General features: G+C 62.6%; 9 protein-coding genes. 1 reads left to right on the forward strand and 8 read right to left on the reverse strand.

What is annotated here, in order from left to right:
* Positions 1-248: 248 nt before the first annotated feature.
* The 3 genes from BUS06_RS03050 to hemE form a co-directional block, all read right to left on the reverse strand.
* Entirely contained in the window at positions 249-1,694 is a 1,446-nt protein-coding gene (locus BUS06_RS03050) for a YeiH family protein (protein WP_074262931.1), read from the reverse strand.
* A gap of 183 nt (positions 1,695-1,877) precedes the next feature.
* The gene (locus tag BUS06_RS03055; protein ID WP_074262932.1) at positions 1,878-4,142 is read right to left on the reverse strand and encodes a primosomal protein N'; all 2,265 of its coding nucleotides are present in this window, start codon (positions 4,140-4,142) and stop codon (positions 1,878-1,880) included.
* Between the two features lie 455 nt (positions 4,143-4,597).
* Complete coding sequence (hemE, locus tag BUS06_RS03065; RefSeq protein WP_074265882.1) at positions 4,598-5,710, reverse strand: uroporphyrinogen decarboxylase; 1,113 nt, start codon at positions 5,708-5,710, stop codon at positions 4,598-4,600.
* 193 nt (positions 5,711-5,903) lie between these two features.
* Between hemE and BUS06_RS03070 the strand changes: the two genes are divergently transcribed.
* On the forward strand, positions 5,904-6,725 hold the full coding sequence (locus tag BUS06_RS03070) for a transporter substrate-binding domain-containing protein (protein ID WP_074262933.1): 822 nt from the start codon (positions 5,904-5,906) through the stop codon (positions 6,723-6,725).
* A 799-nt stretch (positions 6,726-7,524) separates the two neighbouring features.
* On the opposite strand, the gene BUS06_RS03075 is transcribed toward BUS06_RS03070, so the two are convergent.
* The 5 genes from BUS06_RS03075 to atpA form a co-directional block, all read right to left on the reverse strand.
* Complete coding sequence (locus tag BUS06_RS03075; protein WP_074262934.1) at positions 7,525-9,255, reverse strand: AMP-binding protein; 1,731 nt, start codon at positions 9,253-9,255, stop codon at positions 7,525-7,527.
* A 306-nt stretch (positions 9,256-9,561) separates the two neighbouring features.
* Positions 9,562-9,987, reverse strand: coding sequence for a F0F1 ATP synthase subunit epsilon (locus BUS06_RS03080; protein ID WP_074262935.1), 426 nt, complete (start codon positions 9,985-9,987; stop codon positions 9,562-9,564).
* Between the two features lie 200 nt (positions 9,988-10,187).
* On the reverse strand, positions 10,188-11,582 hold the full coding sequence (atpD, locus tag BUS06_RS03085; protein WP_074262936.1) for a F0F1 ATP synthase subunit beta: 1,395 nt from the start codon (positions 11,580-11,582) through the stop codon (positions 10,188-10,190).
* Positions 11,583-11,667: 85 nt separating this feature from the next.
* On the reverse strand, positions 11,668-12,552 hold the full coding sequence (atpG, locus tag BUS06_RS03090; protein WP_074262937.1) for a F0F1 ATP synthase subunit gamma: 885 nt from the start codon (positions 12,550-12,552) through the stop codon (positions 11,668-11,670).
* 187 nt (positions 12,553-12,739) lie between these two features.
* Positions 12,740-14,281 (reverse strand): F0F1 ATP synthase subunit alpha, encoded by a 1,542-nt coding sequence (gene atpA, locus BUS06_RS03095; protein WP_074262938.1) that lies wholly within the window; start codon positions 14,279-14,281, stop codon positions 12,740-12,742.
* Between the last annotated feature and the right edge of the window lie 57 nt (positions 14,282-14,338).

Genomic DNA, 14,338 nt, shown 5'->3' on the forward strand with positions numbered 1-14,338 from the left:
GCCTTCCCCTTACGCGTTTGGCGCGAACTGGCTGCAGGAGTCGTCCGGCGAGACCAGCTGGTCGTGCAGACGGCAGAGCCGGCTCGTGGCTACGCTCGCCCCAAACCCCGAACTGAATACCACGAGGCCCGGGATGCTCTGCTCAAGCGTGTGTCGATCGTCAGCGCGGTACCGGCAACCAGCACAACTCGGCCGGCGCGCACGCAGTGCGCGCGCCGCAGTCTCGGTCCGCTTCTCCGCAGGACTCGTCATGAGCCCTGCCCCAAGCTATTCCAATACGATGCGAACACGTGCGCGGACAGCGCGTAGCCGATGGCGACATTGACGACGACGCCGGCCGTGAACGCGAGGAACGGCTTGATGCCGGTGGCGGTCAGCAGGCGCAACCGCGTGGTCAACCCGATGCTCAGGAAGCAGAAGATGAAGGCCCAGGTGCGCAGCGCGGTAATCGGCGCAACGAACTCCGGAGTCACCACCTTGCGGTAGTCCGCCAGCGAATAGTGGCTCGCGATCCACGTCACGAGCGCCGACGCAATCACAAAGCCAATCACGAATTTCGGAAAGCGCGCCCAGATCTCGCCCGGGTTTGCCTTCGACTTGACGCCACTTTCCTGGCTCTCCCAACGGGTCGAGGCGACGAACGCCAGCACGAACGCCCAGATGCCGATCCAGATGTCGCGCCCCACCACCTTCATCAGCGTGAACGCCTGCACGGATGCTTCGGGCGCGCCGGCGATAGCGCCGCCAGCTTGCCTGGCCAGGTCGCCATAAGCCTGGGCGGCGGCGATGCCGGCCGCGTCCGCGAATTCAGAGGTGCCGATCCACGCGCCGCCGACCGCCGTCGAAAGCCCGAGCGAGCGCGAGGCGAACGGCAACACGAAGATCATCACGATGGCCCACAGGATCACCAGCGTGATCGCCACCGAAGCCTGTTCGCGTTTGGCGCGCACAGCGCCCGCAATGGCGATGGCCGCCGAAACGCCGCAGACCGCGCCGCCCACGCCCAGCACCGCGGCAAAGCGGCGGTCGAGCCCGAAAGCCCTGGCGACGAAAAAGATCACGAAGAACGTCACCAGCGAAACGATGCTGGCCTGTCCGACCGCAACCGGACCGGCCCACACCAGCAACGTCAACGGCAGCGTCGCGCCGAGCAGCACGATACCCACCTTGATGTAAAACTCGACGCGCAACCCGGCCGAGAACCACTCGGGCAACCCGAACACATTCGAGATCACCAGACCGAGCACTAGCGCAACCAGCGGTGGTTCGAGGTTGTACCTGGAAGCGCTGGCCCATGCGCCGAGCGTGAAAATCAGTATCGAGGCGACGAACAGGATCAGGAACGACGGCAGAAAATGCGCGAGCCGTTGCTTTAAAGCCGCGAGGCTGACGCCGAACAGCACCGCGAACACGACGAACAGCGCGGCATAGTTCGGCAGGTGTTTGAGCAGGTCTTGAGCCGCCAGGGACGGATCCGTCCATTTGACCGGCGCAACCGCGAGCCATTTGATGCTGCTACTCGAGGCAAAGAACCCCCACGCGACGACGATCACCAGCAGGCCGATCCACACGGCCCACCAGTCTTCGGTCGCGAACAGGCCGCCGCCATGTTTGACGTCGTTGTCACGGTTGGAATCGGATCTGGCCGGTGCTGCTGCTGCGCCCGCCGGCAGGCTGTGATTGGTATCGCTCATCGCAAAGCCCCGAGAGTTGAGGTGCGTCGGCGCGGGAGAAGTTGGGATTGTTGTTAAAACTGCGCCGATTCTGGCGAAATATAGTTGAGCGGCTTTCGGAAATGAAACGACCTTTCGCTCTATGAATATGACTGAAAGGGATTTGCACGTCAGCCGGGTCCGGTAGGCCCGACGACGGCGACCTCAGATATCGAGCGGGTCGACCTCGAGATTCCAGCGCAACACGCCCTTCAAGCTGCGCAAGACCGGCTGCCAGGCGCGCAGCGTGGCCTGTAGCGCGCCGCGCGAAGCGCTCTCGATCAGCAATTGCGCGCGGTGCACGTGCATGACCTTGACGATGGTCAGCGGCACGGCGTCGTAGACCGTCACCCGTTCGGCGGAGGGCATTTCCGCCAGCGCCGCAGCGGCTTGCTGGAGGAAAGCGAGCGCCGCTTCGAGCGTGCGGCCTTCGGCGCGCAACAGTGCCTGATAGACAAACGGCGGCAAATGGGCGTCGCGGCGTTCGGCCAGCGTCGAGTTGGCGAAGCCGACGTAGTCGTGCCTCCCCAGCGCGTGATACAGCGCGTGCCGCGGATAGCGCGTCTGCACCAGCACCTCGCCGGGTAGTCCTGCCCGACCGGCGCGGCCGCTCACCTGCATCAGCTGGGCGAATAGGCGCTCGCTGGCGCGGAAGTCGTGCGAGAACAGCGCCGTATCGGCGTTAAGCACGCCCACCAGCGAAACGCGTTGAAAGTCGTGCCCCTTGGCGATCATTTGCGTGCCCACCAGGATGTCGACCTCGCCCGCGTGCACGTCCGAGAACAGCGCCTGCGCGCTGCCTTTGCGGCGCGTGCTGTCAGCGTCGATGCGCAGCACACGCGCCCCGGGCACGGCGCTCGCCAAGGTCTCTTCGACGCGCTGCGTGCCGCGCCCGAGCGGCGCGATGTCCACGTTGCCGCAGTCAGGGCACGAACGTGGAATGCGTGCTTCCCAGCCGCAGTGGTGGCAACGCAGCGCACGCTCCGGCTTGTGCAACACGACGTAGGCGCTACAGCGTGGACAGCCCGCCACCCAGCCGCAGGCGTCGCAGGCCAGTTGTGGCGCGTAGCCGCGGCGGTTGAGAAACACGAGGCTCTGTTCGCCTCGCTCAAGGCGAGTCTTCAGCGCCGCGATCAGCGGCCCGGACAGGCCTTCCACTGACGCCCGGCCACGTCGCCGTTCTTCTTCGAGATCGATCAGCTTGACGGTGGGCAACACCGCCTCGGCGACCGCCCGCCGCGACAGCGTGAGTCGCGTGTAGCGTCCCTGGTCGGCCTGCCACCAGCTTTCCAGCGACGGCGTCGCGGAGCCGAGTACCACCGGCAAATCCAGTTGCTTGGCACGCCAGATGGCCAGATCGCGCGCCGAGTAGCGCAAGCCTTCCTGCTGCTTGTAGGCGGGGTCATGCTCTTCGTCGACGACGATGATCGCCAGCTTCGGCAGCGAGGCGAGCACCGCGAGCCGCGTACCGAGCACGATCCGGGCACGGCCGCTATGTGCCGCGAACCAGTTGCGCGCCCGTTCACCCTCGGCGAGGCCGCTGTGCAACGTGACGATCGAGGTGCCTTCGAGCGCCGCAAAGCGCGCGCGGAACGCGGCTTCGAATTGCGGCGTGAGATTGATTTCGGGCACGAGAACGAGCGCCTGGGCGTCGGGCCGCGCCGCCAGAATCGCGGCAAGCGCGCGCAGATACACCTCGGTCTTGCCGCTGCCGGTCACGCCGTGCAACAGGAACGGTGCGAAGCCGTTAGCGTCGCGAATTGCTTCGACGGCTGCGGCTTGTTCATCGGTCAGGGTGGGCAGCGGCGGTGCGGCCCGCTGCGCCGCGCTGCCCGGCGACGGCGCGAGCAAAGCCAGTGCAGCCGCTTCGGTCACTTCCCGCTCTAGCCAGCCTTCGGCACGCCACGCCTCGAGGGTCGCGGCGGCTTTGGGATGGACGGCGCGGGCGTCGGCGACAAGTAGCGCACCGGCCTCGGCGTCGATAAGCGCCCGCGCCAGTTTTCGTAATGCAGTCGCCCGCGCGGGTAACGCGTCGGGCAGCGCTGCCCGGCCGGCCGGCAACAAACGGTACAGCTCCTGGGGCGCGAGCAGGCGCGCCCAGCGCGACGGATCGCGCAACGCCTGCGGCAAAGCCGGCAATGCGACTTCGCCAAGGCCCCGCTGGTAGTAGTCCGCGGCAAAGGCGGCAAGCGCCAGCCATTCGGCGGACAAGGGCGGACAGGCATCGCATAAGCTGTCCACGGCGCGCAGTTTGTCGGCCGGCACATCGCTGTGAGTGGTCACTTCACAGACTAGCCCGACCACCTGGCGCCTGCCGAACGGCACGCTGACGAGCGTGCCCGGCAGCGGCGGCTCGGCGGCGTCGCAGCGATAGTCGAACAAGGTCGGCAACGGATGATCGAGCGCGACGCGGACAAAAACGGGGCTCACGTAGGATTCAGGATCGCAATTGGGTCGGCGCAGGCACTTCGGTCATCGGACCGATGCCCGACGACGAGTCAGTGAACCGGGAGAAGTTAAAGTAAAACATCACTTCCGGCGCTAAGTTTTGGAATCTACTGAACAATTGGTGTTGGCCCGGATGTCCTGTGGATAACTTTGTTGAGAACTCGCTCTGGAAGGCCCGAAAACCGCGCCGTTGCTACGTTGTGTGGGGTACCGCACACTTCTCCCTGATCCGACGAAACCCTTGCCAGTCAAGGCCCTGATCGGATGCGCACGCAACTTGCAAGCAGATTGCCGCGACTAAACCCTCTACCGCGCCGCAGCGTGATGAATGTGTATAAGTCAAGTCTTGACAACTGCGGAAGCGCCGCCTGACGGCCCAGTTGACACTATTTTTCCCTTAGTCCGAGAGCCCACGTCGCCGCACCGCAACAAATCTGTCACGCGTTTGGCGCGGCTCCCGCTGCTCCGGCAGCGCGAATCGCGCGGCTGTGGCGATGGACTTCATCGACCAGTTCGGCGACGTTTTCCGGCGGCGTGAACTGCGAAATGCCATGACCAAGGTTGAAGACGTGGCCGGGATGATTGCCGAAGCTGTCGAGTACCGCGCGCGCTTCGATACGAATCGCCGAGGGCGGCGCGAACAGCACCGACGGATCGATATTGCCTTGCAGGGCCACCCTACCGCCGACCCGCTCGCGGGCGCGGGCGAGATTCACCGTCCAGTCGAGGCCAACCGCGTCGACGCCGGTGGCCGCAATCTCGTCGAGCCACAAGCCGCCGCCCTTCGTGAAGGTGATGACCGGGACTTTCTCGCCGTCGTGATCGCGTTTGAGCTGGCTCACGACCTGCGCGATGTAGTGCAGTGAGAAACGTTGGTAGATGCCGTCGGCCAATGCTCCGCCCCAGGTGTCGAAAATCATCACCGCTTGCGCGCCGGCTTCGATCTGCGCGTTCAGGTAAGCGGCCACGGACCTGGCGTTCACCTCCAGAATCCGGTGCATCAGATCTGGACGGGCGTACAGCATGGATTTCACTGTGCGGAAGTCGGCCGAGCCGCTGCCTTCGACCATGTAGCAGGCAAGCGTCCACGGGCTGCCGGAAAAGCCGATCAGCGGCACGCGCTGACGGCCTTGCGCATCCGTCAGCGCCTTGCGGATCTCGCTCACCGCGTCGGTCACGTAGCGCAGCGTGGCGCCGATATCCGGCACGGCGAGGCGCGCGACGTCGGCCTCAGTGCGCACAGGATGCGCAAAGCTGGGACCTTCGCCGGCCACGAACTCCAGCCCCAGGCCCATGGCGTCGGGCACCGTGAGAATGTCGGAGAACAGGATGGCCGCGTCGAGCGGATAGCGCTCGAGTGGCTGCAGCGTCACTTCAGTCGCGTACGCCGGGCTCTTCGCGAGGCCAAGAAAACTACCTGCACGAGCGCGCGTCGCGTTGTATTCCGGCAGGTACCGGCCGGCCTGACGCATCAGCCAGATCGGCGTGTAGTCGGTCGGCTGACGCAGCAGCGCGCGCAGGAAGGTGTCGTTGAGAAGGTTATGGGCCACGTTGCGTACGACTGAAGGCAAAGGGGCATTTTACCGGACGCAGCGCGGCCGATCCCGCATCTTCGTTGATCGGGGCAATAACGGTCCGCTATGGCGTTGTCCCGCGACCGGCCGTCCGGCTAATGTTCAAGGGCGGACTGGCAGGCTATGATCAGCGGCCTTATGTGGCAATGACGGGATTCGAGGAGATCCGATGAGAAAGGCAGCATGGATTCTGGCTTTGGCGTTGCTCGCTGGTGCAACCGGGACGGCGAACGCGCAGAGCGCGGCGGGCTCGGCCGCGACGGTTGGCGGCAACAGTACGTCCACAGCACCCTCGCGCCTCGACGAGATTCTCGCGCGCGGTACGCTGCGCGCCTGCACGACCGGCGACTACCGGCCGTACTCCTTCTACAAGGGCGACGGGCAGTTCGAAGGAATCGACATCGACATGACCGAATCGCTCGCGAAATCGCTGGGTGTGAAGGCTGAGTACATCAAAACGTCGTGGTCCAACCTGATGAACGACTTTGTGGCGAAGTGCGATATCGCTGTCGGTGGCGTCTCGCCATCGCTCGAACGGCAAAAGCGCGCGTTTTTCACCCGGCCGTATATGGTCGACGGCAAGACGCCGATCGTGCGCTGCGACGACGTGAACAAATATCAGACCGTCGCCGAGATCGATCAGCCCACGACCCGCGTCATCGTCAACCCCGGTGGTACAAACGAGCGCTTCGCGAGGCAGTTTTTCCCGCACGCGAACCTTACCGTGTATCCAGACAACGTGACGATCTTCAAACAGATCCTCGCCGGCAAGGCGGATGTGATGGTGACTGACGCGTCGGAAACGTTGCTGCAACAGAAACTCAACCCTGGCCTGTGCTCGGTTCACCCTGACAAGCCGTTCCAGTACGGAGAAAAGGCTTGGTTGCTGCCGCGCGGTGACGTGGTGTTCCAGCAATATGTCGACCAATGGTTGCATCTGGCGCAAGCTAGCGGCGAATACCAGGCAATCTCCGATAAGTGGTTGAAGTAGCGCGGTCCAATAAGCGGCGCGCATCGACACAATCCTGTAACCGCGTATCTGCACGTAAGTCGATAGGGAATTGCGCGATTGACACCCTCGGCTGCGCGGTCCGACCCGCGCAACGAGCCGGCCGGATTTGAGCGTGCGCCGCAGCGTTACAGGTGCGTTCATCACGCGGGCGCCAAGGTTAATGGCGCCGAATCGGCCATCTGGCCGCTATCCGGCGGGCGTGGCGCAACCCCGGCCGTGGTTTCATGCGGTGAAGTCTGAATCGGTTGCGCTGCACGGAGCGCCGCGGAAGCATCAATTGAACCCGAGTAATGATGGTCAAAGGCATCGGTAGAAATTACGTTTTAAACAGCTTTCAATGGCAATAAGACCCGCGAAGCCTTATCTGGCGGGCGTTACAACCTGAAACACTTTGTTACCGTCATACCGGACTTATTCGCCCACAATGCTTTTCAACGGTTTCAACACGGATGTGGCTGGGTGCGTGGTGTGAGCGGATACGATGCACTTGCCGGTCGGCGTCACGCCGAAGCCCTGGAAAGGGGCATCCCTGCTGGGGCCGTGGTCGACGCGTAGAGCGTCCACCCAGTCGGTTCCTCCAATGGTCTCCTCGCGCTAACCCCGTAGCGTGTGGTTTTTAGCGGGCTCCAGGCCCGCTTTTTTTTTGTTTAGCCAAACGTTTGCGCGCTGCTCTGGTGAGCTCTGCCCGGGCTGCTGCTAGTCAGGTTTCGCGAACGGTTGCGCCTCCCCCCTCAAACACGGCGGCCCCACGACAACGCGTGGCGCCGCCGTTGTCGTTTCAGGCGGTCTTGTCTTCCCGGATCTTCAACTCCTCGATCATCCGTTCGCGCATCACGAATTTCTGTATCTTGCCGGTGACCGTCATCGGCAGCTCATCGACGAAGCGGATGTATTTCGGCACCTTGTAGTGGGCTATCTGGCCACGGCAAAACTCCCGCACTTCCTCGGCGCTCGCCTGTTCTCCGGCGCGCAGCACGATCCACGCGCACACTTCTTCCCCGTACTTCGCGTCCGGGACGCCAAACACCTGAACGCTCTGGATCTTCGGATGGCGGAACAGAAACTCTTCGATCTCGCGTGGGTAGATGTTCTCGCCGCCGCGAATCAGCATGTCCTTGAGGCGGCCGACGATATTGCAGTAACCGTCGGCGTCGAGCGTCGCCAGATCGCCGGTGTGCATCCAGCCGTCGACGATGCTTTCGTGCGTCTTCGCCTCCTCGCCCCAGTAGCCCTGCATCACCGAGTATCCCTTTGTACATAGCTCGCCGGTTTCGCCGACCGGAACGACGTTGCCCAGCGCGTCGATGATCTTGACTTCGAGATGCGGCTGGATACGCCCCACCGTCGAAGTCCGCTTGTCCAGCGGATCAGTCGTCGAACTCTGGAAAGAAACCGGACTGGTTTCCGTCATGCCGTAGGCGATCGTGATTTCGGCCAGATGCATCTTCGACACGACCTTCTTCATGGTCTCGATCGGGCATGGCGAGCCGGCCATGATGCCGGTCCGCAGACGCGTAAGATCAAAACGCGCGAACTCCGGATGATCCAGTTCTGCGATGAACATGGTGGGAACGCCATGCAACGCCGTGCATCTTTCTTCGGCGACGGCTGCGAGTGTCGCAGCCGGATCGAAGGCTTCACCGGGAAAGACCATGTTCGCGCCGACCGACACGCAGGCCAGCACCGCCAGCACCATGCCGAAGCAGTGATAGAGCGGCACGGGAATGCAAAGGCCGTCCTCTTCCGAGAGCTCCATCGCCATTGCAATATAGCGCGCGTTGTTGACGACGTTGCGGTGCGTGAGCGTGGCTCCCTTCGGGTTGCCGGTCGTGCCGCTGGTGAACTGGATGTTGATTGGATCGTCCGCGGACAAGGTGGCATCGATCGCATCCAGTTTTACGGAGTCGAGCGTGGCGCGGCCCTGCTCGATCACGTCGGAGAAACTCAGCATGCCCGGCGTGCCCTGGTCGCACATGCGGATCACGACACGCAACTCCGGCAAACGCACCGCACGCAGATTGCCGGGAGCGTGCGTGGCAAGTTCGGGCGCCATCTCCTGCAGCATCTGCAGATACATCGACGACTTGAAACGTTCTGCGGCGATGATGGCCTTGCATCCGACCTTGTTTAGCGCGTACTCGAGTTCGGCCAGCCGGTATGCGGGATTGATATTGACCAGCACGGCCCCGATGCGCGCCGTCGCGAATTGCGTGAGTAACCACTCGACCCGGTTCGGCGACCAGATGCCGACACGGTCGCCTTTGCCGATGCCCAGTGCGAGCAAACCGGCTGCGAGCACGTCGACCTCTTGCGCGAAAACCGCCCACGTCCAGCGGATGCCCTGCTCGCGGAACACCACGGCAGGTCGGCCGGCGAAGCGGCGCGCCGTGTCGCGCAGGAATCGTCCGACCGTCGCGTCGCTCAGCGGGATATCGGTCGAACCACGGACGTAGGAGAGCCCGTTCATTGGCTTGATGAGTGCGGCTCGACCTGACGCTTGCGTTGCCATGGCGTTGTCTCCGTGAACGGATGCTCGCTCTGTTATGCACCCCCATCAGGATTGCCGCTGCACGCGGGCCCGAGAGGGTCGGGAAATCTTCCGACGGCCTGGCGGTGTTTCTGCGATTTCTGCGATTTCTGCGAATTGTTGCTGCCGATTGTGCCACCGGGGTATGTCCGCGCGGCATCAAGTGTTACCCGCAGGCAAGCTCGTCGAGTCACGAGCCTGAGCTCGCTTCCCTTGCCGTAAACGTCAATCGCAGTCGAAAAAAAAGCAGCCTCTCGGCTGCTTTTCCTTAATGCGCTTGCGGCTCGCTCAATTCTGACCACGCAACTTGCGCAGACGCTGGATCGCAGCGAGCTGTGCCGTCGCATACGCGAGCTCCGCCTGAGCGGTCGCGTATTCGAGGTTCGAGCCCGTGTTTTGCAGCGCTTCTTCTGCACGCTTGCGCGCGTCTTCGGCCTTAGCTTCGTCAAGATCCTTGCCGCGGATAGCGGTGTCGGCCAGAACCGTCACTGCACCCGGTTGAATCTCAAGAATGCCGCCGGCGACGAACACAAACTCTTCTTCGCCGTTTTCAGCTTCGATGCGCACTGCCCCCGGACGAATCCGCGTGATAAGCGGCGTGTGGCCCGGCAGAATGCCGAGTTCGCCCGCTTCGCCAGGCAGCGCCACGAATTTCGCCTGGCCCGAGAAGATTTCCTCTTCCGCGCTGACGACGTCTACTTTAATGGTTGCCATATCGACTCCTGTGCCGACCAAAGTTAGCGCCTTAGCGCTTACTTCGGTCCCATGCAAAGCTCGACGAGGGTAGCGCCTTGGCGCTCGCTCTCGTCCCATGCAAGGCGGGTTGAGCGTATTACGAGGCGCCGGTTTCGCAAAAGCTACCCTGAAGGTAGTACTTGCGGGCAAACCGGCGCCCGCTTCGTTACACCCGACCGTTACTGGATCTTCTTGGCCTTTTCGAAGGCTTCGTCGATCGTGCCGACCATGTAGAACGCCTGCTCCGGCAAATGATCGCACTCACCGCCCACGATCATCTTGAAGCCGCGGATCGTTTCCTTCAGCGGCACGTACTTGCCCGGCGAGCCCGTGAACACTTCAGCGACGTGGAACGGCTGCGACAGGAAACGCTGGATCTTACGAGCGCGCGCCACGGCGAGCTTGTCTTCCGGCGCCAGTTCGTCCATGCCCAGAATCGCGATAATGTCGCGCAGTTCCTTGTAGCGCTGCAGCGTTTGCTGCACGCCGCGCGTGATCGAGTAGTGCTCTTCGCCGATCACGTTCGGGTCGATCTGACGCGAGGTCGAATCGAGCGGGTCGACTGCCGGGTAGATACCCAGCGAAGCGATGTCACGCGACAACACGACGGTTGCGTCAAGGTGGCCGAAGGTCGTAGCCGGCGACGGGTCGGTCAAGTCATCCGCAGGGACGTACACGGCCTGCACCGACGTGATCGAGCCAGTCTTGGTCGACGTAATACGTTCTTGCAGCTTGCCCATTTCTTCAGCCAGCGTCGGCTGATAGCCCACTGCCGACGGCATACGGCCGAGCAGTGCCGACACTTCGGTACCGGCCAGCGTGAAACGGTAGATGTTGTCGACGAAGAACAGCACGTCCAGACCTTCGTCACGGAAATGCTCAGCCATCGTCAGACCCGTCAGCGCGACGCGCAGACGGTTACCCGGCGGCTCGTTCATCTGGCCGTACACCAGCGCGACCTTGTCGAGAACGTTCGAGTCCTTCATTTCATGATAGAAGTCGTTCCCTTCGCGGGTACGCTCGCCAACACCGGCGAACACGGAGTAACCACCGTGTTCCTTGGCGATGTTGTTGATCAGTTCCATCATGTTCACGGTCTTGCCCACACCGGCGCCACCGAACAGACCCACCTTACCGCCCTTGGCGAACGGGCAGATCAGGTCGATAACCTTGATGCCTGTCTCGAGCAGTTCCGTGGACGGCGACAGTTCTTCGAACGCCGGAGCCTTCTGGTGAATACCGCGCGTCACGTCCGAGTTGATCGGACCGGCTTCGTCGATCGGACGGCCCAGCACGTCCATGATCCGGCCGAGGGTCGGCTTGCCGACCGGCACGCTGATCGGCTTGCCCGTGTTCTTCACCGTCGTACCGCGGCGCAGGCCGTCGGATGCACCCAGACAGATGGTACGAACGACGCCGTCGCCCAGCTGCTGCTGGACTTCGAGAGTCAGTTCCGAACCGTCGAGAATGAGCGCGTCGTAAATCTTCGGCATGTGGTCACGCGGAAATTCCACGTCGATCACCGCGCCGATGCACTGTACGATCTTGCCTTCTACCAAAGCAGTAGTACTCATCGCTTTTCCTTTAGATACTCAATTCTTCACTCGCGCAAAGGCGCAGTTTGTAGCGCTTGCCCTGAGGCGCGCCTGACCGTGATGGTCAGACCGCCGCAGCGCCGCCGACGATTTCCGACAGTTCTTTCGTGATCGCTGCCTGACGGCTCTTGTTGTACACGAGCTGCAGTTCGTTGATGACCGTCTTCGCGTTGTCCGAAGCGGCCTTCATTGCGACCATCCGTGCCGACTGCTCCGACGCCATGTTTTCCGCGACGGCCTGATAGACCAGCGCTTCCACATAACGCACGAGCAACTCGTCCACCACCGCCTGTGCGTCCGGCTCGTAGATGTAGTCCCACGACGTGTTCGGCGTCGTGCCCTCGTCTTCCTTGCGCTCGAACTGGTCTGCCGACAGCGGCAGCAGTTGCTCGATCACGGCTTCCTGCTTCATCGTATTGACGAAGCGCGTGTACGCCAGGTACACCGCCGAGATCTTGCCTTCCGAGTACATGTCGAGCTGCACTTTCACCGCGCCGATCAGCTTCTCGAGGTGCGGCGTGTCGCCCAGCGCCACCACGTTCGACGCGACCTTCGCACGCAGGCGGTTCAGAAAACCGAGGCCCTTGCCGCCGATCGCCGTTGCTTCGATCGTCTTGCCCTGGCCTTCCAGTTCCTTGAACTTCTGCAGTGCGGCGCGCAGCACGTTCGTGTTCATACCACCACACAAACCCTTGTCGGTCGTGACGAGGATCATGCCGGCCGTCTTCGCGCCGTCGTTCGACACCATGAACGGGTGACGATACTCGGGGTTCGAACGGCTCATGTGCGCAGCGATGTCGCGGACCTTGTCGGCGTACGGGCGAGCAGCGCGCATGCGCTCCTGAGCGCGGCGCATCTTCGATGCGGCCACCATCTCCATCGCTTTCGTGATCTTGCGCGTGTTTTGCACGCTCTTGATCTTGCCGCGAATTTCCTTCATTCCAGCCATTGCTTGCTCCTTTGTCGGCCCGAGTTACCGCTTTAGCGGTTACTCGGGTCCCATGCAAAGCTTCGGCCCGAGTCAGCGCTTTAGCGTTACCCGGGTCCCATGCAAAGCGATCGAAGCAGCGCGGGGGCATTCACATGCGGCCCGCGCCGCTTCAAGGTCCGTTTATGCCTTGCGGGTCACTCGCGGATCAATAAGCGCCGGACTTCTTGAAGTCTTTGACGGCCGTATGCAGCAGGCCTTCGTCGTCCTTCGAGAGTTCCTTGGTGTCTTCGATGCGCTTGATCAGGTCAGCGTGCTTCGACTTCAGGTAATCACGCAGGCCCTTTTCGAACGGCAGCACTTGCGCGACTTCCAGATCGTCCAGGTAACCGTTGTTCGCAGCGAACAGCGCGATTGCCAGTTCCCACACCTGCAGCGGCTGGTACTGCGGCTGCTTGAGCAGTTCCGTCACGCGGCGGCCGCGCTCCAGCTGCTTGCGGGTGGCTTCGTCGAGGTCCGATGCGAACTGCGCGAACGCAGCCAGCTCACGATACTGCGCCAGGTCGGTACGGATACCGCCCGACAGCTTCTTCACAACCTTCGTCTGAGCCGCACCGCCCACACGCGACACCGACACGCCGGCGTTAATTGCCGGGCGGATACCTGCGTTGAAGAGGTCGGTTTCCAGGAAGATCTGGCCGTCGGTAATCGAGATCACGTTCGTCGGAACGAAGGCGGTCACGTCGCCTGCCTGCGTTTCAATGACCGGCAGTGCTGTCAGCGAACCGCTCTTGCCCTTCACTTCACCGTTCGTGAACTTCTCGACGTACTCTTCCGAGACGCGAGCCGCACGTTCGAGCAGACGCGAGTGCAGATAGAACACGTCACCCGGGTAAGCTTCGCGGCCCGGCGGACGGCGCAGCAGCAGCGAGATCTGACGGTATGCCCAGGCTTGCTTGGTCAAGTCGTCATAAACGATCAGCGCGTCCTGACCGCGGTCGCGGAAGTATTCGCCCATCGAGCAGCCGGCGTACGGTGCGAGGTATTGCATCGCAGCCGATTCCGAAGCCGAAGCAGCGACCACGATGGTGTATTCCAGCGCGCCGGTTTCTTCGAGCTTGCGGACCACGTTCATGATCGACGAAGCCTTCTGGCCGATCGCGACGTAGATACAGAAGAGGTTCTTGCCCTTCTGGTTGATGATCGCGTCGACAGCCACAGCCGTCTTGCCGCACTGGCGGTCGCCAATGATCAGCTCGCGCTGGCCACGGCCAACCGGCACCATGGCGTCGATCGACTTCAGGCCGGTCTGGACCGGCTCCGACACCGACTTACGCCAGATCACGCCCGGGGCAATCTTTTCGATTGCGTCGGTCTTCTTCGCGTTGATCGGGCCTTTGCCGTCGATCGGGTTGCCGAGTGCATCGACCACGCGGCCGAGCAGTTCCGGACCCACCGGCACTTCGAGAATGCGGCCCGTCGTCTTGACGATGTCGCCTTCCGAAATGTGTTCGTATTCACCCAGAATCACGGCGCCGACCGAGTCGCGCTCGAGGTTCAGCGCGAGACCGTAGGTGTTGCCCGGGAATTCGAGCATTTCGCCCTGCATCACTTCCGACAGGCCGTGAATACGCACGATACCGTCGGTCACGGAGATCACGGTGCCCTGGTTGCGAACGTCTGCGCTCGCTTCAAGGCCCTGGATCCGGCTCTTGATCAGCTCGCTGATCTCAGAGGGATTGAGTTGCATTATTCGCTCCTGATAGTCAATTCTGTTGCGTGCCAGCCGCTTCAGCGCCTTAGGCGC

This window comes from Paraburkholderia phenazinium, from assembly GCF_900141745.1.
Classification (GTDB): domain Bacteria; phylum Pseudomonadota; class Gammaproteobacteria; order Burkholderiales; family Burkholderiaceae; genus Paraburkholderia; species Paraburkholderia phenazinium_B.

Coding starts and splice junctions, on each gene's coding strand:
- BUS06_RS03050 (WP_074262931.1), bottom strand. CDS start 1,694: ATGAGCGATACCAATCACAGCCTGCCGGCGGGCGCAGCAGCAGCACCG.
- BUS06_RS03070 (WP_074262933.1), top strand. CDS start 5,904: ATGAGAAAGGCAGCATGGATTCTGGCTTTGGCGTTGCTCGCTGGTGCA.
- BUS06_RS03075 (WP_074262934.1), bottom strand. CDS start 9,255: ATGGCAACGCAAGCGTCAGGTCGAGCCGCACTCATCAAGCCAATGAAC.
- BUS06_RS03080 (WP_074262935.1), bottom strand. CDS start 9,987: ATGGCAACCATTAAAGTAGACGTCGTCAGCGCGGAAGAGGAAATCTTC.
- atpD (WP_074262936.1), bottom strand. CDS start 11,582: ATGAGTACTACTGCTTTGGTAGAAGGCAAGATCGTACAGTGCATCGGC.
- atpG (WP_074262937.1), bottom strand. CDS start 12,552: ATGGCTGGAATGAAGGAAATTCGCGGCAAGATCAAGAGCGTGCAAAAC.
- atpA (WP_074262938.1), bottom strand. CDS start 14,281: ATGCAACTCAATCCCTCTGAGATCAGCGAGCTGATCAAGAGCCGGATC.